This window comes from Actinomadura geliboluensis (assembly GCF_005889745.1).
GTDB classification, from domain to species: domain Bacteria; phylum Actinomycetota; class Actinomycetes; order Streptosporangiales; family Streptosporangiaceae; genus Spirillospora; species Spirillospora geliboluensis.
In genome coordinates, this window is sequence record NZ_VCKZ01000005.1 from 35,952 (window position 1) to 55,571 (window position 19,620).

20 protein-coding genes are annotated in these 19,620 nt (G+C 73.5%); 16 read left to right on the forward strand and 4 right to left on the reverse strand.

What is annotated here, in order from left to right; all coding sequences use genetic code 11:
• The first annotated feature begins 49 nt into the window (after window positions 1-49).
• Genes ETD96_RS01840 through ETD96_RS01855 form a run of 4 tightly spaced genes read left to right on the forward strand, consistent with a single transcriptional unit; the run spans window position 50 to window position 4,639 of the window.
• Window positions 50-1,240: an ABC transporter substrate-binding protein gene (locus ETD96_RS01840; RefSeq protein ID WP_171068804.1), complete on the forward strand. Its 1,191-nt coding sequence runs from the start codon at window positions 50-52 to the stop codon at window positions 1,238-1,240.
• Window positions 1,237-2,106, forward strand: a complete 870-nt coding sequence (locus tag ETD96_RS01845) for a branched-chain amino acid ABC transporter permease (protein WP_171068805.1) — start codon at window positions 1,237-1,239, stop codon at window positions 2,104-2,106. Before ETD96_RS01840 ends, ETD96_RS01845 begins: the two co-directional genes overlap by 4 nt.
• The gene (locus ETD96_RS01850; protein WP_138632970.1) at window positions 2,106-3,908 is read left to right on the forward strand and encodes a branched-chain amino acid ABC transporter ATP-binding protein/permease; all 1,803 of its coding nucleotides are present in this window, start codon (window positions 2,106-2,108) and stop codon (window positions 3,906-3,908) included. The genes ETD96_RS01845 and ETD96_RS01850 overlap by 1 nt, the downstream gene beginning before the upstream one ends.
• On the forward strand, window positions 3,905-4,639 hold the full coding sequence (locus tag ETD96_RS01855) for an ABC transporter ATP-binding protein (RefSeq protein ID WP_138632973.1): 735 nt from the start codon (window positions 3,905-3,907) through the stop codon (window positions 4,637-4,639). The genes ETD96_RS01850 and ETD96_RS01855 overlap by 4 nt, the downstream gene beginning before the upstream one ends.
• A 64-nt stretch (window positions 4,640-4,703) precedes the next feature.
• Here ETD96_RS01855 and ETD96_RS01860 read toward each other — a convergent pair whose 3' ends face one another.
• Both ETD96_RS01860 and ETD96_RS01865 read right to left on the reverse strand, forming a co-directional pair.
• Window positions 4,704-5,954: a DUF4437 domain-containing protein gene (locus ETD96_RS01860; RefSeq protein WP_171068806.1), complete on the reverse strand. Its 1,251-nt coding sequence runs from the start codon at window positions 5,952-5,954 to the stop codon at window positions 4,704-4,706.
• Between the two features lie 86 nt (window positions 5,955-6,040).
• On the reverse strand, window positions 6,041-7,534 hold the full coding sequence (locus tag ETD96_RS01865) for a class I adenylate-forming enzyme family protein (RefSeq protein WP_138632979.1): 1,494 nt from the start codon (window positions 7,532-7,534) through the stop codon (window positions 6,041-6,043).
• Window positions 7,535-7,663: 129 nt separating this feature from the next.
• Between ETD96_RS01865 and ETD96_RS01870 the strand changes: the two genes are divergently transcribed.
• Window positions 7,664-8,404: a FadR/GntR family transcriptional regulator gene (locus ETD96_RS01870; RefSeq protein WP_138632982.1), complete on the forward strand. Its 741-nt coding sequence runs from the start codon at window positions 7,664-7,666 to the stop codon at window positions 8,402-8,404.
• 17 nt (window positions 8,405-8,421) lie between these two features.
• Here the strand turns inward: ETD96_RS01870 and ETD96_RS01875 are convergent, their stop codons facing one another.
• Together ETD96_RS01875 and ETD96_RS01880 are read right to left on the reverse strand one after the other, a co-directional pair.
• Complete coding sequence (locus tag ETD96_RS01875) at window positions 8,422-8,874, reverse strand: DUF3598 family protein (RefSeq protein ID WP_138632985.1); 453 nt, start codon at window positions 8,872-8,874, stop codon at window positions 8,422-8,424.
• Window positions 8,875-8,902: 28 nt separating this feature from the next.
• Window positions 8,903-9,940 (reverse strand): nitrilase-related carbon-nitrogen hydrolase, encoded by a 1,038-nt coding sequence (locus tag ETD96_RS01880; RefSeq protein ID WP_205719056.1) that lies wholly within the window; start codon window positions 9,938-9,940, stop codon window positions 8,903-8,905.
• 156 nt (window positions 9,941-10,096) lie between these two features.
• Between ETD96_RS01880 and ETD96_RS01885 the strand changes: the two genes are divergently transcribed.
• From ETD96_RS01885 to ETD96_RS01935, 11 genes are read left to right on the forward strand one after another with little or no spacing between them, the layout of a single operon-like run.
• Complete coding sequence (locus ETD96_RS01885) at window positions 10,097-10,615, forward strand: MaoC family dehydratase (protein ID WP_138632988.1); 519 nt, start codon at window positions 10,097-10,099, stop codon at window positions 10,613-10,615.
• Window positions 10,612-11,595, forward strand: coding sequence for an LLM class flavin-dependent oxidoreductase (locus tag ETD96_RS01890; protein WP_138632991.1), 984 nt, complete (start codon window positions 10,612-10,614; stop codon window positions 11,593-11,595). The genes ETD96_RS01885 and ETD96_RS01890 overlap by 4 nt, the downstream gene beginning before the upstream one ends.
• Complete coding sequence (locus ETD96_RS01895) at window positions 11,592-12,842, forward strand: CaiB/BaiF CoA transferase family protein (RefSeq protein ID WP_138632994.1); 1,251 nt, start codon at window positions 11,592-11,594, stop codon at window positions 12,840-12,842. Before ETD96_RS01890 ends, ETD96_RS01895 begins: the two co-directional genes overlap by 4 nt.
• Window positions 12,839-14,170 (forward strand): MmgE/PrpD family protein, encoded by a 1,332-nt coding sequence (locus ETD96_RS01900; protein WP_138632997.1) that lies wholly within the window; start codon window positions 12,839-12,841, stop codon window positions 14,168-14,170. Before ETD96_RS01895 ends, ETD96_RS01900 begins: the two co-directional genes overlap by 4 nt.
• The gene (locus ETD96_RS01905) at window positions 14,167-15,201 is read left to right on the forward strand and encodes a RidA family protein (protein WP_240807100.1); all 1,035 of its coding nucleotides are present in this window, start codon (window positions 14,167-14,169) and stop codon (window positions 15,199-15,201) included. Before ETD96_RS01900 ends, ETD96_RS01905 begins: the two co-directional genes overlap by 4 nt.
• A gap of 52 nt (window positions 15,202-15,253) precedes the next feature.
• Window positions 15,254-15,745 carry an FAS1-like dehydratase domain-containing protein gene (locus tag ETD96_RS01910; protein ID WP_138633000.1) on the forward strand — a complete coding sequence of 164 codons (492 nt, stop codon included), beginning with the start codon at window positions 15,254-15,256 and terminating at the stop codon, window positions 15,743-15,745.
• Complete coding sequence (locus ETD96_RS01915) at window positions 15,742-16,146, forward strand: MaoC/PaaZ C-terminal domain-containing protein (protein WP_240807102.1); 405 nt, start codon at window positions 15,742-15,744, stop codon at window positions 16,144-16,146. The genes ETD96_RS01910 and ETD96_RS01915 overlap by 4 nt, the downstream gene beginning before the upstream one ends.
• Window positions 16,143-17,285 carry an acetyl-CoA acetyltransferase gene (locus ETD96_RS01920; RefSeq protein ID WP_138633002.1) on the forward strand — a complete coding sequence of 381 codons (1,143 nt, stop codon included), beginning with the start codon at window positions 16,143-16,145 and terminating at the stop codon, window positions 17,283-17,285. Before ETD96_RS01915 ends, ETD96_RS01920 begins: the two co-directional genes overlap by 4 nt.
• Complete coding sequence (locus ETD96_RS01925) at window positions 17,282-17,641, forward strand: Zn-ribbon domain-containing OB-fold protein (RefSeq protein WP_138633005.1); 360 nt, start codon at window positions 17,282-17,284, stop codon at window positions 17,639-17,641. The genes ETD96_RS01920 and ETD96_RS01925 overlap by 4 nt, the downstream gene beginning before the upstream one ends.
• Window positions 17,641-18,795 (forward strand): acyl-CoA dehydrogenase family protein, encoded by a 1,155-nt coding sequence (locus ETD96_RS01930; protein ID WP_138633008.1) that lies wholly within the window; start codon window positions 17,641-17,643, stop codon window positions 18,793-18,795. The genes ETD96_RS01925 and ETD96_RS01930 overlap by 1 nt, the downstream gene beginning before the upstream one ends.
• Entirely contained in the window at window positions 18,792-19,613 is an 822-nt protein-coding gene (locus ETD96_RS01935) for an HpcH/HpaI aldolase/citrate lyase family protein (protein ID WP_138633011.1), read from the forward strand. The genes ETD96_RS01930 and ETD96_RS01935 overlap by 4 nt, the downstream gene beginning before the upstream one ends.
• Window positions 19,614-19,620 lie beyond the last annotated feature (7 nt).

A 19,620-nucleotide genomic window follows, 5' to 3' on the forward strand; every position in this document is an offset into this window, starting at 1 on the left:
CGTCACGGAACCGCGTTCCGATAACAGGAACATCCTGGCGGAGGTGCACATGCGCAGATCAGTCGTCACGGTCGCCGCGGGGCTGGCGGCCCTCGCCGTGACCGCGACCGGATGCTCGGGCAAGGCCGCGGGTGACAAACCGGAGATCCAGATCGGGCTGATCTCGCCCATGAGCGGTCCCTTCGCGGTTCTCGGCATCTCCCAGCAGAACTCCCTGACGATCGAGATCGAGCGGATCAACAAGGCGGGCGGGCTGGACGGCTCGCAGCTGAAGCTCGTCACCCGCGACTCGGGCCTCGACCCGGGCAAGGCCGTCCAGGCGGCCAACGAGATGGCCGGCAACGACGCCGTCAAGCTCGTCATCGGCCCGTCGCTGACCGCGTTCTACGACGCGGCCAAGGGCACCTACGAGAAGAGCGGGAAGCTCAACTGCCAGCCCGCCGTCTCCACGGGCAGCTTCGCCGACCTCAAGTACGGCTTCCGCTCGCAGGACCCCTTCGACCTCGACGGCCGGATGGTCGTGAGCTGGCTGAAGCAGGAGGGCGTCACCTCCCTCGGCCTGGTCTACGAGGGCGACGACACCGGCAAGAACACCGACGCGCTGATGAAGAAGCTGCTGCCCGAGGCGGGCATCGAGTACCTCGGCTGGCAGGTCAGCCGGGCCGACGACCAGAGCCACCGCGCCTACGTCGAGAAGTTCGGGGACGCCGGCGCGATCATGATCTCCAGCAGCGTCGGCGGCGCCAAGACGATGGCGGCGGCCGCGCAGGCCGGCTACAAGGGCAAGATCGTGGGCGCCGGGTCCGGCATGCAGAACATCTCCTTCATCGAGGCGGCCGGGGACGCGGCCAAGGGTGCGGTGTTCCCCGCCGCGCTGTACGAGTACCCGACCCGCAAGTCCCGGTCGGAGTGGATGCCCGGATACCGGACGCACACCGAGGCGATCGAGCAGAAGTACGGCAAGAACGTCGGGCCGAAGAGCGGCGCGCAGTCGCCGAAGGGCGCGGCCATCACCGCCGACTGCCTGTTCGCCTTCGAGCAGGCCGTGAAGTCCACCAAGAGCACCGACGCCGCCAAGCTCGCCGCCGCGATCGAGGCGCTGGACGTCCCGGCGGACAAGACCCCGTCCGGCAACGCCATCAAGCCCGGCCCGAGCCACGAGTTCTACCACCAGGTGCACCTGTACCAGTGGAACAAGGACGGCAAGGGCTGGTACACGACGGAGATCAGCCCGTCGTGAGCGCGCAGGTCTGGCTCGACGGCCTGTTCGCCGGGTCGGTGTACGCGCTGGTCGCGCTGGCGCTGGCGATCGTCTTCCAGCCCACCCGGGTGCTGAACTTCGCCCAGGGCGAGCCGGTCGTGCTCGGCGCGGCCGTCAGCTACCAGGTGGTCGCGCTGTGGCAGTGGGGGTGGCCCGCGGCGCTGCTGGCCACGCTCGTGCTCGGCGCGGCCATGGGCCTGCTCAGCGAGCGGATGATCATGCTGCCGGTGCGGCTGTCCGGGTCCCGGTACGCCTGGATCATCGCCACCCTCGCCGCGGCGATGATCTTCCAGGCGCTGTTCACGCTGCGCTACTTCGACGTGGACGCGCTGCGCCCGCGCGCCCTGGCCCCCGGCCACCTGGAGGTGTTCGGGCAGCGGCTCGCCTGGCAGCAGCTGCTCACCATCGGCGTCGCGCTCGCCGTGATGGCCGGCTACGACCTGTTCCTGCGGCGCACCGCCTACGGGCGCGCCATCCGGGCGGCCTCGCACGACGCCGACGCCGCCGTGATCATGGGCATCCCGGTCCGCCGGGTCGTCCTGCTCAGCTTCGTGATCGCCGCGGTGATCTGCGCCTTCGCGGGCGTGCTGGCCGCGCCGCTGCTGTTCATCGGCCCGGCCTCCGGGCTGATGTTCACCATCAAGGGGTTCATCGCCGCGGTGATCGGCGGGGTCGGCTCGCCGCGCGGCGCGCTGGCCGGCGGCCTGATCGTCGGCCTGCTGGACGCGGTGGTCCGCAACCTCGCCGGCGCCACGACCGGGGACTTCGTCGTCTTCGGGCTGCTGGCGCTGATCCTCGTGGCGTTCCCGTCCGGGCTGTTCGGCAAGCCGATGGAGGCGCACTGATGAAGGGTGCACACGACGTCCTGCGGCGGGGCCTTCCCGCGCTGCTGACCGCGGCGGCCGCCGCGGTCCTGCTCGCCTGGCCCGCGATCACCGACTTCTACAGCTACAACGCCTCGTACTACAACGGGCTGGTCGCCGCGGCGGCGATCAGCGCGATCCTGACGATCTCGCTGAACCTCTCGATGGGGTACGGCGGCCTGCTGTCGATGATGCACACCGGCATGCAGCTGATCGGCGGGTACGCCGTCGCCTACACCACCGTCGAGGCGGGGCTGCCGTGGCTCGCGGGCGTCGCGCTGGCCATGCTGCTCGGCGCGGTGTTCTCCGCGCTCGTCCTGGTCATCAGCCTGCGCGCCACCTACCTGTACTTCGGCATGATCACGCTCGCCGCGAACCTGATCGCGGTGGAGGGCGGGAAGGCGTGGGAGTCGGTCACCGGCGGCGTCAACGGCATCGTCGGGGTCGCCCCCGGCGGCCTCGGCAAGGTCCCGTTCTACTACGTCACGCTCGGCGCGCTGGTCGTGGTCTACGTCCTGCAGCGCAACCTGATGCGCAGCGGCGTCGGCCGGGCGGTCATGGCGGTCAAGGAGAGCCCGGACACCGCCGCGGCCATGGGCATCCGCCCGACCCGCACCAAGATCCTGGTGTTCACCGTCGCCGGCGCGATCGCCGGCCTCTCCGGCGGCCTGTACGCGCTGCAGCTCGGCTTCATCAACCCCGACGTCGGCATCCTGGACAACGGCCTGGTGTTCTTCGTCGGCCTGTTCCTCGGCGGCATCGGCACGCTGGCCGGCCCGGTGATCGGCGTCGCGATCATCGCCGCCGTGGTCGAGCTGATCAAGGACTACGCCCGGTACACCACGCTGTTCCTCGGCTGCACCCTGCTGCTCGCGATGATGCTCGTCCCGCGCGGCATCGTCGGCACCTGGCGGGGCGGCCGGTTCGGCCGCCCGCCCGAGGGCGAGGACAGCGAGCCGTCCGGGAACCTGCCCGCGTCGGTGCTGCCGCCCGCCGCCGACCCGGACGTCCCCGCGCTGGAGGGGCGCGGGCTCGTCAAGCACTTCGGCGGCGTCAAGGCGGTGGACGGCGTGGACGTCTCCGTCGCCGCCGGGACCGTCCACGGCATCATCGGGCCGAACGGGTCGGGGAAGTCGACCACTGTCGCCTGCCTCACCCGCTTCCACCGGCTGGACGCGGGGGAGGTGCTGGTCTGCGGCGAGCCGGCCCCGGACCGCCCCTTCGAGGTCGCCGAGCGCGGCGTCACGCGGGTGTTCCAGATCCCGCACCTGTTCGAGCAGCAGACCGTCCTCGACAACGTCCTCGCCGGGATGCGCCGCCGCGAGCGGTACGGGCTGCCGTCGGCGGTGCTGCGGCTGCCGGGCTACCGGCGCCGCGAGGCCGAGTCCCGCGCGGAGGCCGCCCAGCTGCTGGCGTTCGCCGGGCTGTCGGGCCGGTCGGCGCAGCTCGCCGGGTCCCTGTCGCACGGCCAGAAGCGGCTGCTGGAGGTCGTCCGGGCGGTGGCGTCGAGCCCGCGCGTGCTCATCCTCGACGAGCCCGCCACCGGGCTCGTCCCCGCCGAGATCGAGGCGCTCGCGCGGCTGTGCCGGGCGTTCCGCGACCACGGCCTCGCGGTGGTGCTCATCGAGCACAACATGGACTTCCTGATGGACGTCTGCGACCGCGTCACCGTCATCGACAGCGGCAAGGTGATCGCCTGCGGGGCGCCCGCCGAGGTCCGCTCCGACCCCGCGGTGCTGGACGCGTACCTCGGGCGCTCCGACCTGGTGGAGGACCTGACATGACCGCGCTGCTGGAGATGACCGGGATCCGGGCGGGCTACGGCGGCGTCCGGGTCCTGGACGACGTCGCCGTGACGGTCGGGGAGGGCGAGTTCGTGGTCCTGCTCGGCCCGAACGGCGCCGGCAAGAGCACGACGCTGAAGGTGCTGTCCGGCCTGCTGAAGCCGTCCGCCGGGACGGTGGCGTTCGCCGGGCGGGACATCACCCGGGTCCCCGGGTGGCGCCGCGCCGGCCTCGGGATCGGGCACGTCCCAGAGGGGCGGCGGATCTTCCCCGACCACACGGTGCTGGAGAACCTCCAGCTCGGCGGGTTCGCGCTGCGGCGCAGCCGGGCCCGGACCCAGCGGCTCATGGACGAGGTGCTGGAGCTGTTCCCGCGCCTCGCCGAGCGCCGCGACCAGGCCGGCGGCACCCTGTCCGGCGGGGAGGCCCAGATGCTCGCCGTCGCGCGGGCGCTGATGAGCGAGCCGAAGCTGCTCGTGCTGGACGAGCCGTCCCTCGGCCTGGCGCCGCTGAAGGCCGCCGAGCTGTTCTCCTACATCAAGCGGCTGCACTCCGAGCGCGGCATCTCGGTGCTGCTGGTGGAGCAGCTGGCGCTCATCGCCCTCCGGCTGGCCGACCGCGCCTACGTCCTGGAGCGGGGCCGCGTCGGCCTGTCCGGGACGGCCGCGGAGGTGGAGGCCGACCCCATGGTCAAGACCCTGTACCTGGGCGGCGGCGAGTCGGCCGCCTGACCGCGTCCCTTATATGAGGAAGCCCCGGGCCGAGCGGCCCGGGGCTTCCTTCACGGTTTCCGTGCTACATGCCGTCGCCGTTCCAGCGGCCGGCGCTGCGGCTGCGGACCGGGCGGCTGGACAGGATGGGGGCGGGGATGGGGTCGCCCTCCTTCCAGACGCGGCCGGCGCCCCAGACGTGGGCGAGGTCGTCGGTGCGCTCGTCGGCGTGCTCCAGCGACGCGGGCTCGGCCCCCCAGTCGACGGCGACCGGCTCGTGCCCGTGGTCGTGCTCGCCATCGTGGTCGTGCCCGTGGTCGTGGTCGTGCCCGTGGCCGCCCTGGAGGCGGGCGGCGTCCATGGCCTTGGCGATGGCGATCAGGCTCTTGTCGGCGCCCGTGCCGTGCTGGACGTAGTCCTCGTCGATCTGGCCCTGCTCGCGCTGGTACAGCACCGACGCCTGGAGGTCGGCGAGGTCGCGGTCGCTGCGGCCGGGGGAGCCGGCGCCCATGTCGTGCGACGACATCGACCAGCGCATGCGCCCGTCGTCGGACGGGCCCCAGTTGATCGCCTCGCCGCCCCAGCGGACCCATTCGCTCTGGGTGTACCAGTTGAACAGTTCTCCGTCGGAGCGCAGCAGCCAGGTCGCGCCGCCCTCCATGCTGGTGAAGTGGCCGTGCTTCACGCGGGCGGGCCGGAAGAAGTACGTGCCGAGGTCCAGCGTGCCGAAGTTGTACTCCATGTGCCCCTGGACGGTGTACGCCTCCTCGTAGCACGGGTGGTGCGCGAGGCGGTGGTCCGTCCAGCCCTCCTGGGCGTGGACGAGCCGCGTGTAGAAGCCCGTCACCGGGTCCACGTGCAGGTACTTGATGAACAGGCCCGGCATGGGGCCGGGGTTGGGGACGGCGTCCCACTTCATCGCCTCGGAGTCGATGACGATGACGTCCTCGCGCGCGTCCTTCCAGCGCGGCGCCTCGATGCTCTGCACCGGGTCGAACCCGGCGTCGCCGTACTCGCGGTAGTGCAGGATGCGGGTGCCCTCGCTGAAGGTGATGGCGTCGGTCGGGACGCCCTTGGGCGCGTAGACGTAGCCGCCCTTGCCGATCCGCCGGCCGCCGTAGGTCATCGACCCTTCGAGCACGTGATACTCGGTGTCGGCGTGGTGGATGCCGGGGCCGCGGCCCCAATCCGTGTGGAAGTCGACGCGGAGCGAGCAGGACCCGTCCTCCTCGTCGACCGACAGCCGGCGCTCGCTGGCGCGGCCCTCGCCGCCCACGAGTTCGGCGGCGTGCCAGACGTAGTCGTTCTCCTGGATGAGTTCCACGTGGGGTCGCAAAGGAGCCACCTCTCTCGATGTAGGGAAATGTGAGTCCGGGCCGGGAACGGAACGGCCCGGTGGCCGGCGCGCGCGGCGCGCGGCGGTCAGCGCGCGCGGAGCTCGCGCTTGAGGACCTTGCCGGCGCCGTTGCGGGGCAGGGCCGGGAGGAAGTCGACGCTGCGGGGCACCTTCGGCCCGGACAGCCGCTCGCGGCAGTGGGCCACGAGGTCGTCGGCGGTGACGGCCGCGCCGGGCAGGACGACGACGTAGGCGGCGACGCGCTCGCCCCACCGCTCGTCGGGGTGCCCGACCACGGCGCAGTCGGCGACGCCGGGGAAGGCGCCCAGCACGTCCTCGACCTCGCGGGGCGCGATGTTCACCCCGCCGGAGATGATCATGTCCTTCTTGCGGTCCACGATGTAGACGAAGCCGTCCTCGTCGCGGACGACGATGTCGCCGCTGGTGAGGAAGCCGTCCTCGGTCGTGCAGGCGGCGGTGGCGCCGTCGTCGCGCAGGTACCCGTTCATCAGGAACGGGGAGCGGCTGAACAGCTCGCCGCGCTCGCCGGGGCCGACGGGGTCGCCCGCCGGGTCGACGACGCGGACCTCGGTCATGTACCAGGGCAGCCCCACGGACCCGGTGCGCGCGGCGTCGGCGGGACGGCAGTTGGTGACGATGCCCGCCTCGGTGGAGCCGTACAGCTCGTGGACGCCGGCGTGCGGGAACGCCTCCGTGACCCACGCCTTCAAGGTGGCGGGCAGGGCGGCCGCGTTGAAGTACAGGGTGTCGAGGCTGGAGGCGTCGTGGCGGTCGAGGGCGCCGGACGAGCGGAGCGTCTGCGCGTGCGTCGGGACGAGGAACGCCGACTGCGCGCGGTGCCGCTCGGCGAGGGCGAGCATGTGCTCGGGGTCCCACTTGGGCAGCATCACCACGGTGCCGCCGGCGACGACCGGCGCGTAGTCGAAGACCATCCCGGCGCCGTGGTACATCGGCGCGACGGCGAGGCTGACGCGCCGGGAGCCGAGGCCCCACTCCATCGCCGACAGGTAGCACATGAGGGTCCGCGCGCGGTGGCTGCTGAGGACGCCCTTGGGCTTCCCGGTCGTGCCCGAGGTGTAGTAGAGGCAGCACGGGTCGTTCTCGTCGACGGGGACCCGCGGGTCGTCGGGCCGGGCCGATTCGAGCGCCTTCTCGTACGAGGCCGCCCCCGTGCCGCCGATCCGCAGCACCACCTCCACGGGGGCCCGCGGCTCCTCGTCGGAGAGGTGGGCGCGGGCGCCGGAGTGCTCCAGGATGTAGGCCGTCTCGGCCTCGGTGAGCCGCGTTCCGATGGGGACGAGGACCAGCCCGGCCTTCGCCGCCGCGGCGATGACCTCGGGGTACTCCAGCCGGTTGCCGAGCCGGACGGCGACGCGGTCGCCGGGCCGCAGCCCGCGCGCCAGCAGCGCCTGGGCGAGCCGGCTCGCGCGCTCGTCCAGCGCCCGGTAGGTGAGGCTCCGGTCGCCGTCGACGACGGCGACGGTGTCGGGTGTCGAGGCGGCGAACTCCCGCACGCCCCCGGCCATGGTGAGCGCCGCGCCGCCGGGGAGTACTGCCATGCCCCACCTCCGTGTTCCGTAGATCGGAATACAGTTCCGATCGGCGTACTTCGAGAGCTTGCCGGGTGCGCGCACGGGGAGTCAATGCCTGGCTTCGAGAAAGTCTGACGTTTACCGTACGATGGCCGCGTGACCGTCGAGAGACCATCGGACCGGCCGCCCGCTCCCGTCCCGGCGTACGCCGGGATCGCGGCCCAGCTGCGCGACCGGATCATCGCCGGCGAGTTCCGGCCCGGCGACCGGCTGCCGATCGAGCCGGAGCTGTCGGCCGAGCACGGGGTCAGCCGCAGCACCGTCCGCGAGGCGCTCCGGCTGCTGGCCAGCCAGAACCTGATCACCACCACCCGCGGGGTCGCGGGCGGCAGCTTCGTGGCCTACCCGCAGCCCGACCAGATCACCGAGTACCTGGCGACCAGCCTCAACCTGCTCACCCTGGACACCCAGATCACGGTCGACCAGCTGCTGGAGATCAGGGAGATGCTGGAGGTGCCGGCCGCCGGGCTGGCCGCCGTGCGCGGCACCGACGAGGGCCGGGCCGAGCTGCGCGGCTCGCTGTTCGACCCGAGCGCGCTCGACCCGGCGGAGATCTTCGCGCCCAACCGGCACTTCCACGCGGTCCTGCTGAAGATGGCGGGCAACCCGTTCCTGGAGGTCGTCACCCAGCCGGTGTTCCGGGTGCTCAACGAGCGGTTCCTGCGGGAGAACGCGCCGACGCGGTTCTGGTACGGGGTCGACCACGACCACCGCGCGATCCTCGACCGCATCGAGGCCGGTGACGAGGCGGGCGCCCGGGAGGCGTGCCACGCGCACCTGGAGAACCTGCGCGAGACCTACACCACCATCGACCGCACCCGCCTCGCCGGCTCCTGAACGAGCGCCCGGCCCGCCTACTCGATCTTGACCTCGTCGATGAGGGTCCGCTGGTAGCAGGCGCCGTCCCTGATCCACTGCCACACGCGGCTGCGGTGGCCGCCGTCCGCGCTGAGGTGGATCAGCTCGAACAGGCGCAGGTCCTCGCCCTCCTCCTTGTAGATCCAGTTCAGGTAGATGACCCGCTCGTCGAGCTCCCAGAACTCGCCGCGCAGCCGCTCGGTGTCGAACGCGCAGTGCCCGCCGCCCCGGTAGACGCCGGGGAAGACCCGGGTCTCGGTGCGTCCGTCCGGCCAGGTGTACTCGTTGACCTGGTGGTAGTCGTACTCGCCGTCCTCGGGGAGGCTGCACGTCAGCAGCGACTCGTGCCGGTCGGTCACCGTCCCGGCGGCGTCGATGTAGGTGTAGGTGCCCCGCCACCTGCCCTCGTGCCGGGCCAGCAGCGGCATGTCCTCGCGGATCGTTCCCATCGGTCTTCCTCTCCTGCGGGGGTCGGTGTCAGCGGGGGCCGGCGAGCCGGGCGATCGAGTCCCGCTGCCGCTCGGCGAACCAGGCCCGGTCGGGCGCGCGGCCGTCCAGCCCGTTCGGGCGCTCGACGTCGTGGCGCGCGTACTCGTCCGCCCACAGGGCGGGCTTGACCCGCGACGGCAGGTTGCCCATGCCGGGGCGGGCGCGGTTGCGGCGCAGCGCGGCCAGGTCGATCTCGGCGGAGGCGACGATGCTCTCCCCGCCGCCGGCCTCGGCCAGCACCCGGCCCTCGTAGTCGACGACCTCGGAGCCGCCGGACGTGGAGTCGCCGGGGATCGGGATGCCGTGCAGGCCGCCGCTGTTGGCCGAGACCACGTAGGCGAGGTTCTCCACGGCGCGGGCGCGCCGGCCGATCTGCTTCGGGGTGAGCGCGGGGCTCGTCACCTCCGACGTCGAGTGGCAGAACACCTCGGCGCCGCGCAGCGCGAGCGCCCGCGCCAGCTCGGGATAGAGGATCTCCTCCGAGGCGATGCAGGCCAGGGCGCCGATCTCGGTCCGGGCCACGGGGAGCACCGCGTCCATGCCGTAGACGTCGAGGTAGCGGTCCCACACGTCGTAGGGCGTCGGCGAGTACAGCGAGTGCAGGCGGCGGTAGCGCAGCACCACGGCGCCGGCCGGGTCGATCACGAAGGACGCCTGGAAGTACAGCTCGGGGAAGTGCGGGTCGCTCTCGTAGGCGTTCCCGGACAGGAAGAGCCCCTCGCGCGCCGCGACGGCGGCGAGCGCGGCGTACTCGGGGCCGTCCGGGGCGAGCGCGGCCATGTCCCGCCAGCGCTCGACGGGCTCGCCCATCGGAAAGCCGGTCAGGACGTACTCGGGCAGCACGACCAGGCGCAGGTCGGGGCCGACCCAGCGCTTGGCGGCGGCGACCTCGGCGCCGATCCGGGCGATGGACGCCGCCATGGCGTCGCGCGCCTCGCCGGGGGACAGGCCGTTGACGGCCTCGGTCCGGGTCTGCAGCGCCAGCGCCCGGTAGTCGGTTCGCGGGGGCTCCGGGGTCGGATCCACGGCCTGCCCACCTCCCTCTTTTGACGGAACGCCGTTACGCTAAGCGGAATATTGAGCGGCATGCAAGGGGGTCGGGGTCTTGACGGGAGAAAAGTCTGACCTTTAGGTTCGGAGTCAGCCCCTCCGGAAGGGGTGAAACCCCCGAGGAGGTGCGGGTTGACCGTCCATGAGGCCCAGATCGGCCGGTACTACGAGGACTTCGCCGTCGGCGACGTGTTCCGTCATCCGTTCGGCCGCACGATCGGCGAGACCGACAACACCTGGTTCACGCTGCTGACGCTGAACACGAACCAGAACCACTTCAACGCCGACTTCGCCGGCCGCTCGCCCAGCGGCAAGATCATCGTGAACTCGGGGCTGACGGTGGCGCTCGTCCTCGGCCTGTCGGTGATCGACGTCAGCCAGAACGCGCTGCTGAACCTCGGCTGGACCGACATCCGCCTCACCCACCCGGTGTTCGTCGGCGACACGGTCTACGCCGAGTCGCTCATCACCGAGATGCGCGAGTCGGCGTCCCGCCCCTACGCCGGCATCGTCACCGCCCGGACCCGCGGCCTGAACCAGGACGGCGACGAAGTCGTCTCCTGGACGCGGACCGTCATGGTCTACAAGCGCGACGCCCCGCACGACAAGGGCTACTTCCCCGAGGCCAAGAACGGCCCGCTCACGGCATGAGGATCACCTACGGGCCGTGGGGCGAGACCCTGGCCGAGATGGTCGCCGCCGCGCGCGCCGCCGAGGAGGCCGGGGCCGAGGCCCTGTGGGTCCCCGAGCTGCACCGCAGCGCCACGGTGTCGGCGGCGGCCGTCGCCGCCGGCACCGCCCGCGCCCAGGTCGGCACCGCGATCGCGCTGGCCTTCACCCGCAGCCCGATGACCACCGCGCTGGAGGCCCTCGACCTCGCCGAGCTGTCCGGCGGGCGGTTCGTCCTCGGTCTCGGCAGCGGCGTGCGGCGGCTCAACGAGGACTGGCACGGGGTGCGCTGGGAGCGCCCGGCGGCGCGGCTGCGCGAGACCGTCCGGATCATCCGGCACTTCGCCGCGCACGCCGCGTCCGGCGAGCCGATGACCGTCGAGGGGGAGCTGGAGAGCCTGCGGGTGCGCGGCTACCAGCGCCCGTTCCCGGCCGTCCCGTTCCCGATCTACCTGGCGGGCATGGGGCCGGTGATGACCCGGCTCGCGGGGGAGGTCGCCGACGGCTGGATCTCGCACGAGCTGTGCTCGCCGGAGTGGCTGCGCGAGCGCGCCCTGCCGCTGCTGCGCCCCGGCGTGGACGCGGTCGTCTCGGCGGCCTGCTCGATCGACGCCGACCCGGCGGCGGCGCGGCGCCGCGCCGCCGGGCTCGCCGGGTTCTACGCCTCCGTCCGGACCTACGCCGACTTCTTCGCCTTCCACGACCTCGCCGCCGAGCAGGACACGGTGGTCGAGGCGTTCCGGGCCGGCGCCCGCGCCGACGACCTCGCCGCCGCCGTGCCGGACCGGATGGTCGACGCGCTCACCCTGGCCGGCACCGCCGACCAGGTCGCCGAGCGCATCGCCGGGTACGCGGGGCACGCCGCGACGATCAAGCTGACGCCGCCCACCCACGGGCTCGCCGCCGCGGAGATCCGGACCGCGCAGGCCCGGATCATCGACCTGATCAAGGAGCTGACATGAGGCCGCTGGAGGACGTGCGCATCGTCTCGCTGGAGCAGTACGGCGCGGGACCGTTCGGCTCCCTGCACCTCGCCGACCTCGGCGCCGAGATCATCAAGATCGAGGACCCCCGGACCGGCGGCGACGTCGGCCGCTACGTCCCCCCGTACGCGGAGGGCGAGGACTCGCTGTTCCACGAGGCGTTCAACCGCAACAAGCGGTCGGTGTCGGTGGACCTGTCCACCGCCGCGGGCCGGACGGTGTTCGAGGAGCTGGTCCGGGTCTCCGACGCGGTCTACTCCAACCTGCGCGGCGACGTCCCCGCCAAGCTCCGCATCACCTACGACGACCTCAAGCACATCAACCCGCGCATCGTGTGCTGCTCGCTCACCGGGTTCGGGATGACCGGGCCGCGCTCGAACGAACCGGGCTACGACTACATCCTGCAGGGCCTCGCCGGCTGGATGGACCTGACCGGCGAGCCGGACGGGCCGCCCGCCAAGTCGGGCCTGTCCCTCGTCGACTACTCCGGCGGCTACGTCGCGGTGCTGTCGCTGCTCGCCGCGCTGCACGCCGCGCGCCGCGACGGCGTCGGCATGGACTGCGACGTCTCCCTCTACGACACCGCCATCTCGATGCTCACCTATCCGGGCGTCTGGCACCTCAACGCCGGGTTCACCCCGGCCCGCACCCGGCACTCGGCGCACCCGTCGCTCGTGCCGTTCCAGAACTTCCGCGCCAAGGACGGCTGGCTCGTCGTCGGCTGCGCGAAGGAGAAGTTCTGGCGGCGCCTCACCGCCGTCCTGGAGCGGCCCGACCTCGCCGAGGACCCGCGCTTCGCGACGTTCGCCGACCGGCAGCGCAACGCCGCCGACCTCCTCGGCGTCCTCGAACCGCTGTTCCTGGCCCGGACCGTCGCCGAATGGCTGGAGCCGCTGTACGCCGCCGCGATCCCGTGCGGGCCGGTCAACGACGTGGCCGCCGCGCTCGCCGAGGAGCACACCGCCGCGCGCGGCCTGGTGGTGGAGACCGAGCACCCCCGCTACGGGACGCTGCAGAACCTCGCCTCGCCGGTCCGGGCGGGGACGGAGCCGCCCGCCTACCGGCGCGCCCCGCAGCGCGGCGAGGACCTCGCGCACGTCACCGCCGAGGTGCTCGGCCTGACCGGGGAGCGCGTCGCCGAACTCGCGGAGGCCGGCGCGTTCGGCCCCGACCACCCGTTCGGCACCGACCACCCGTTCGGCGCCGACGAGCGGGACCCGGCATGACGGTCGCCCGCGAACTGGCCGGCTGGGCGCTCGGGCTCACCCTCGACGACGTCCCCGAGACCGTGCGCCGCGCCGCCGTCCGGCACCTGCTGGACGGTCTCGGCTGCGCGGCCGCCGCCGCCCGGCGCGGGGCCGCGACCGCCGCCGTGCGCACCGCCCGCGACCTCGGCGGGGGCCGCGCGGAGGCGACCGTCATCGGCGGGCCGCCCGGCGCGCCCCGGGTGACCCGCGCCGAGGCCGCGTTCGCCAACGGCGTCCTGATGCACGCGCTCGACTTCGACGACACCCACGCGGGCGGGCTCGTGCACGCCTGCGCCCCGGTCGTCCCGGTCGCGCTGGCGGAGGCGGAGGCGCTCGGCCGCACCGGCGCGGACCTGCTGCTCGGCGCCGTCGTCGGGCTGGAGGCCGTCTGCCGGCTGGGCGCCGCCGCCCCGCACGGCTTCCACGCCCGCGGGCTGCACGCCACGGCCGCCTGCGGGGTGCTCGCGGCGGCGCTCACCGCGGCCCGGATGCGCGGGCTGCCCCCGGACACGGCCGTCCACGCGCTCGGCATCGCGGGCAGCCAGGCCGGCGGGCTGCTGGAGTTCCTCAACACCGGCGCGTCCACCAAGCAGCTGCACCCCGGGTTCGCCGCGCGCGGGGGAGTGCTCGCCACGACCCTCGCCTCCCACGGCGCCACCGGGCCCGACTCGGTCGTGGAGGGCGAGTACGGCCTGTACGGGGCGCTGCTCGGCCGCCGCGTCGAGCCCGCCGCCGTCCTGGACGGGCTCGGCGAGCGGTGGGAGCTGGCCCGCATCACCGTCAAGCCGTATCCCGCCTGCCAGCTCATGCACGCGCAGCTCGACGCCGCGCGGCGGCTCCACGGAAGGGCGGTCGAGAGCATCACCGCCGAGGTGCACCCGGACGCCGCGTCCATCGTCTGCGGCCCCGGCAAGGAGCGGCCGCGCACGCCCTACGACGCGAAGTTCAGCCTGCCGTGGAGCGTCGCCGCGATGGTGCTGGACGGCGAGGTGACCGCCGCGACCTACGACGACATCGACCGCCCCGAGGTGCTCGCGCTCGCCGCCCGCGTCCGCACGGAGGTCGTCGCGTTCCCCGGCGCCGCCGCCGACCAGCCGGGGCGGCTGCGCGCGGTCGCCCCGGACGGCGAGGTCGTCACCGCCGAGGTGGCGCGCAGCGGCGGCGGCCCCGACGACCCGCGCATCGACGCGACCGTCCGCGCCAAGGCGGTCGCCAACCTCGGCTCCGCGGACCGCGCCGACCTGATCCTCGGCCTGGCCGATCTGCCGTCGGTCCGGCCGCTGCTCACCAGTCTGGAGGAAGAGTGACTGTTCGGCTGCCCGCCTTCGCGGGGACGATCGAAGGCGCCTACGAGCGGGCCTTCGCCGAGCTCGGCAAGGCCGGCGCGGTGCCGGGCGACGTCGTGCACGTCGTCGAGTACGCCACCGCCGCCGCGCTCGGCGCCTACGCCGAGGTGGAGGCCGCCCGCGGCGCCGCGCTCGGCGGGCACCGCGCCCCGGTCGCGACCGTGGCGGTGGAGGCCCTGCCCGGCGGCGAGGACCTGTCGGTCGAGCTGACCGCGTATCCCGGCGGCGGCGAGCTGGTCGAGGCCGCCCCGGACGACGGCCTGCACCGCGGCGCCCTGCGCATCGCGGGCGGCATCGTCTACCTGCCGAGCGTCCACCCGCGCGGCGGCGACTTCCGCGCCCAGTACCGGCAGTGCCTGGAGCAGGCCGCCGATTTGCTGAAGGCCGCCGGGCTCGGGCTCGGCGCGCTCGTGCAGACCACCGACTACACGGCGTCCGAGACCCGCGCCGAGTACCCGCGCTGCGGCCGCCCGCGCAGGGAGCTGCTCGGCACCGCCGACGGGGTCTTCCCCGGCGCGGCGGGCATCATCGTCGACCAGCCGGTCATGCCGGGCGCGATGGTGTCGCTCGACGCGATCGCGTCCACGGCGGAGCTGCGCGCCGTCAACCCCGGCTGGAAGAGGTACGACACCCTCACCTACAAGCCGGGCGTCGCGGCCGGCGACACGCTGTTCATGTCGGGCTTCGGCGCGCTGGAGCCGGCGACCCAGAAGGGCATCTTCGACGGCGATCTGCTCGCCCAGGCCGAGTACACCTACGCGTCCATCGCCGCGACGCTCCGCGAGGCGGGCCTCGGCGACCGTCCTCCCTACCCGAGCGTCGTCCGGCTCGTCGAGTACATCACCCCCGCCGCGGTGGACGGCTACGACGAGGTCGCCGAGATCCGCCGCAAGTACTTCGGGGACGCACCCGCGGTGTCGTCGGTGGTGTGCTCGGCGCTGCTGCGCCCCGACTTCCTCATCGAGGTCGTGCCCACGGCGGTCCTGAAATGAGCGGAGCGAACCGGGACGTGCGAGGAGTCGTCCCGCCTCGAAGGAGCACACCATGAGCCTGCTGACCGAGGAGATGAAGGCGCTCGTCGGGCGCGAGGTCGTCTACACCGCGCCCGAGGAGCTGGGACGCGCCTCTATCCGGTACTTCGCCGAGGCCGTCGGCGACGCCAACCCGCTCTACACCGACGACGCCCACGCGCGCGAGCACGGCTACGGCGGCGTGGTCGCCCCGCCGACGCTCATCTTCGAGACGAACCAGTACACCGGCCTGCGCCGCGACGACGACGGGTTCGCCGGGCACAGCTGGCACCTGGACGTGCCCGGCACCCGGCTGGTGCGCGGCGGCAACTCCTACGAGTTCCACCGGCCCGTCCGCCCGGACGACGTCGTCACGGCCACCTGGCGGATCACCGGCATCACCGAGCGGGTCAACGGGCGCGGGCAGGCGATGCTCATCGTCACCTCCACCGCGACCTACACCGACCAGCGCGGCGAGCCGCTCGCCGCCAACGAGGAGACCCTGATCTACGTGGAGATCGCGTGACGGCCGCGGGGGAGGCGGTGCCGGAGCTGGTGCGCCGCATCGAGCTCGCCGACATGGTCGCCTACGCCGGCGCCACCTGGGACTGGCACCGCATGCACTACGACCCGGCGTTCCTTGAGCCGCGCAAGCTGCCCGCGCCCGTCGTGGACGGCCAGGTGTTCGGGGCGCTGCTGGCCGAGCAGGTGCAGGACTGGCTCGGCCCGTCCGCCCGGCTGGCGAAGCTGTCCTTCCGGTTCAAGAACCTGGTGTTCGCGGGGGAGACCGTCCGCTGCACCGGCACCGTCACCGCCGCGGAGGACGGCCTGCTGACCATCGAGCAGCAGGTCGTGGTGGTGGACGACGGCCGGGTCGCGGTCGCGCCGGCAGGCTGCCAGGTACGGCTCGGTGAGGGGACGCCGTGACCGTCGCCATCGCGGGCGCGGCCGAGTCCGACCTCGGCGTGACCGGGAAGTCGATCCTCGGTCTCCAGGCGCAGGCCGTCACCCGGGCGCTGGACGACGCGGGCCTCGCGCTCGCCGACGTCGACGGGATCGCCACCACCGGGATCTCCCGCTTCTCCGCCACCCAGCTCGCCGACTACCTGGGGATCGAGCCGTCCTGGACGGACTCGACGTTCGCCGGCGGGTCCGCGTTCGAGATGTTCGCGGCGCGGGCCGCGCAGGCGATCGAGGCGGGCCAGTGCCGCACGGTCCTCATCACGTTCGCGTCGAACCAGCGGTCCGCGCGGTCCCGGTCGCTCGGCGGCGTGCTCGACCCGCACACCCCGGAGGCGGTGTTCGAGTCGCCCTACGCGCCGCTGTACCCGATCTCGTACTACGCGATGGCGGCGCAGCGGTACCTGCACGCCTACGGCGCCACCCGCGAGCAGCTCGCCGAGGTCGCCGTCGCCGCCCGCGAATGGGCGCTGCTCAACCCCCAGGCGTTCCGGTACGGCAAGGGCCCGCTGACCGCGCCGGACGTCCTCGGCGCGCCGCCGGTGTCCACGCCGCTGACCACCGCCGACTGCTGCCTGGTCACCGACGGCGGCGGCGCGGTCGTGCTCACCTCCCTGGAGCGGGCCCGCGACCTGCGCAGGCCCCCGGCGATCGTGCTCGGCTACGGGGAGTCGACGACCAACACCAGCATGACCTCGGCCGGCGACCTGCTGCGCCCCGGCTCGTTCGACTCCGGGCGGCGGGCGTTCGCGATGGCCGGGCTCACCCCGTCGGACGTCGACGTCGCCGAGGTCTACGACTCGTTCACCATCACCGTGCTGCTGACCCTGGAGGGCCTCGGCTTCTGCGCGCCGGGCGAGGCCGCCGGGTTCGTCGCGGACGGCCGGATCCGCCCCGGCGGCGGCCTCCCGCTCAACACCAACGGCGGCGGCCTGTCCTACTGCCATCCCGGCCAGTACGGGCTGCTGCTGCTCGTCGAGGCCGTCCGGCAGCTGCGCGGCGAGTGCGGGGACCGGCAGGTCGCCGGCGCCGAGATCGCGCTCGCGCACGGCACCGGCGGCATCCTGTCCAGCCACGCCACCGTCCTGCTGGGAGCGGACCGATGATCGAGGACGAATGGTGGGACGCGACCCGCGAGCGGCGCCTGGTCGTCCAGCGCTGCGCGTGCGGGCACGCCCAGCACTACCCGCGCGAACTCTGCACGGCCTGCGGCGGCACGGCGCTGGAGTTCGCGGAGGCGTCCGGGCGCGGCACCGTCGACTCCTTCACCGTCGTGCACCGCGCGCCCGCCCCCGACGTCGAGGTCCCGTACACGGTCGCGCGGGTCCGGCTCGCCGAGGGCCCGATCATCCTCAGCCATCTGGACGGCCCGGGGCCGTGGGCGTGCGACGAGCCGGTGCGGCTCGGCTGGCGGCCGCTGCCCGACGGCCGCAACCTCCCCATCTTCACCAAGGACGCCTGATGGACTTCGAACTGACCGAAGAGCAGCGGCTCTTCCGCGACACGCTCCGCGACTTCGTGGACCGCGAGATCCGCCCCGTGGTCCAGGAGTGGGAGGCGGCCGACCGGTACCCGGCCGAGATCGTCGAGACGATGAAGGGCCTCGGCCTGTTCGGGCTGACCGTCCCGGAGGAGTACGGCGGGCTCGGCGCCGACATGGTCTCCTTCGCCCTGGTCTTCGAGGAGATCTCCAAGGGCTGGATGGGCATCGCCGGCATCCTCGGCAGCCACTCGCTGTCCTGCTGGATGATCGCCCGGCACGGCACGCCGGAGCAGCGGGAGCGCTTCCTGCCCGACCTCGCCGCCGGGCGGCGCCGCACCGGCATCGGCCTCACCGAGCCGGGCGCCGGCACCGACCTGCAGGGCATCGCCACCACTGCGCGCCGCGACGGCGACCACTACGTCGTCGACGGGCGCAAGACGTGGATCACCAACGCCCGGCACGCGAGCCCGCTGCCCGTCCTGGTCAAGACCGACCCCGCCGCGTCCCCGGCGCACCGGGGCATGTCCGTCCTGCTGGTGGAGGACGGCTTCGAGGTGCTGCGGGACCTGCCCAAGCTCGGGTACAAGGGCACCGAGTCCTGCGAGATCGTGTTCGACGGCGTGCGCGTCCCGGCCGCGAACCTGCTCGGCGGCGTCGAGGGGCGCGGCATGCAGCAGGTGCTGTCCGGGCTGGAGACCGGCCGCATCAACGTCGCCGCCCGGTCGCTCGGCATCGCCCAGGCCGCCTACGACGAGGCGCTGCGGTACGCGGCGCAGCGGGAGGCGTTCGGCCGGCCCATCCAGGACTTCCAGGCGGTCCAGCTGAAGCTCGCGGACATGGCGATCAAGGTGCAGGCCGCGCGCCTGCTGGTCTACTGGGCCGCGTCCCGCGCCGACGCGGGCGACCGCGTCGACATGCAGGCGGGGATGGCCAAGACGTTCGCCAGCGAGGCCGCGATGGAGTGCGCGCTCGCCTCGATGCAGGTCCACGGCGGGTACGGCTACTCCAAGGAGTTCGCCGTCGAGCGCCTTTACCGGGACGCGCCGCTGATGAGCATCGGCGAGGGCACCAACGACATCATGCGGACCGTCATCGCCAAGGCCCTGACCTCGGGCAAGGAGACCGTCGGATGAGGACCACCGCGCTGTACGTGCCGGGCGACCGCCCCGACCGTCTCGCGAAGGCCCTGCGCAGCGGCGCGGGCGAGCTGATCGTCGACCTGGAGGACGCGGTGCCGGTCGCCGCGAAGGAGCGCACCCGCGCCGAGGTCGCCGCCTGGCTGCGGACGCTGCCCGCGGACCGGCCGGCGGTGACCGTCCGGATCAACCCCGGCGAGCACGGCCTCGCCGACGCCCGCGCGGTCGCCGGGCCGGGGCTGGACGGCCTGTGCGCCGCCAAGACCGAGAGCGCCGCCGGGTTGCGCGCCCTGGACGCGGTCCTCACCGGCGCGGGCCTGCCCGAGCTGCCGGTCGTCCCGCTGCTGGAGTCGGCGGCGGCGGTGTTCGCGGCGCGGGAGATCGCGTCCGCGCCCCGCGTCGCGGGCCTCCAGCTCGGCGAGGCGGACCTGGCCGCCGATCTCGGCGCCGCGCCGGGGCCGGACGAGTCGGAGCTGCTGTGGGCGCGGTCCCAGGTCGTCGCGGCGTCCGCCGCCGCCGGCCTGCCCGCGCCCATCGCCCCCGTGTCCACCGAGTTCCGGGACCTGGACGCCTTCCGGGCGACGACGCTGCGGCTCAAGCGGCTCGGCTTCCACGGCCGCGCCTGCATCCATCCCGCCCAGCTGCCGGTCGCCGACGAGGTCTTCACCCCGTCGCCGGAGGAGGTCGAGCGGGCCCGCGCGCTGCTCGCGGGCTACGAGGCGTCGCTCGCCTCCGGCTCGGCCGTCTTCACCGACGCCGACGGCCGTCTCGTGGACGAGGCCGTCGTCCGCGCCGCCCGCCGCCTGCTGTCCTGACCCGGCG

What these genes read in the sequence shown, in the direction of transcription:
- ETD96_RS01840 (WP_171068804.1), top strand. Translation starts at nt 50, where the DNA reads ATGCGCAGATCAGTCGTCACGGTCGCCGCGGGGCTGGCGGCCCTCGCC.
- ETD96_RS01850 (WP_138632970.1), top strand. Translation starts at nt 2,106, where the DNA reads ATGAAGGGTGCACACGACGTCCTGCGGCGGGGCCTTCCCGCGCTGCTG.
- ETD96_RS01855 (WP_138632973.1), top strand. Translation starts at nt 3,905, where the DNA reads ATGACCGCGCTGCTGGAGATGACCGGGATCCGGGCGGGCTACGGCGGC.
- ETD96_RS01865 (WP_138632979.1), bottom strand. Translation starts at nt 7,534, where the DNA reads ATGGCAGTACTCCCCGGCGGCGCGGCGCTCACCATGGCCGGGGGCGTG.
- ETD96_RS01875 (WP_138632985.1), bottom strand. Translation starts at nt 8,874, where the DNA reads ATGGGAACGATCCGCGAGGACATGCCGCTGCTGGCCCGGCACGAGGGC.
- ETD96_RS01890 (WP_138632991.1), top strand. Translation starts at nt 10,612, where the DNA reads ATGAGGATCACCTACGGGCCGTGGGGCGAGACCCTGGCCGAGATGGTC.
- ETD96_RS01895 (WP_138632994.1), top strand. Translation starts at nt 11,592, where the DNA reads ATGAGGCCGCTGGAGGACGTGCGCATCGTCTCGCTGGAGCAGTACGGC.
- ETD96_RS01900 (WP_138632997.1), top strand. Translation starts at nt 12,839, where the DNA reads ATGACGGTCGCCCGCGAACTGGCCGGCTGGGCGCTCGGGCTCACCCTC.
- ETD96_RS01910 (WP_138633000.1), top strand. Translation starts at nt 15,254, where the DNA reads ATGAGCCTGCTGACCGAGGAGATGAAGGCGCTCGTCGGGCGCGAGGTC.
- ETD96_RS01925 (WP_138633005.1), top strand. Translation starts at nt 17,282, where the DNA reads ATGATCGAGGACGAATGGTGGGACGCGACCCGCGAGCGGCGCCTGGTC.
- ETD96_RS01930 (WP_138633008.1), top strand. Translation starts at nt 17,641, where the DNA reads ATGGACTTCGAACTGACCGAAGAGCAGCGGCTCTTCCGCGACACGCTC.
- ETD96_RS01935 (WP_138633011.1), top strand. Translation starts at nt 18,792, where the DNA reads ATGAGGACCACCGCGCTGTACGTGCCGGGCGACCGCCCCGACCGTCTC.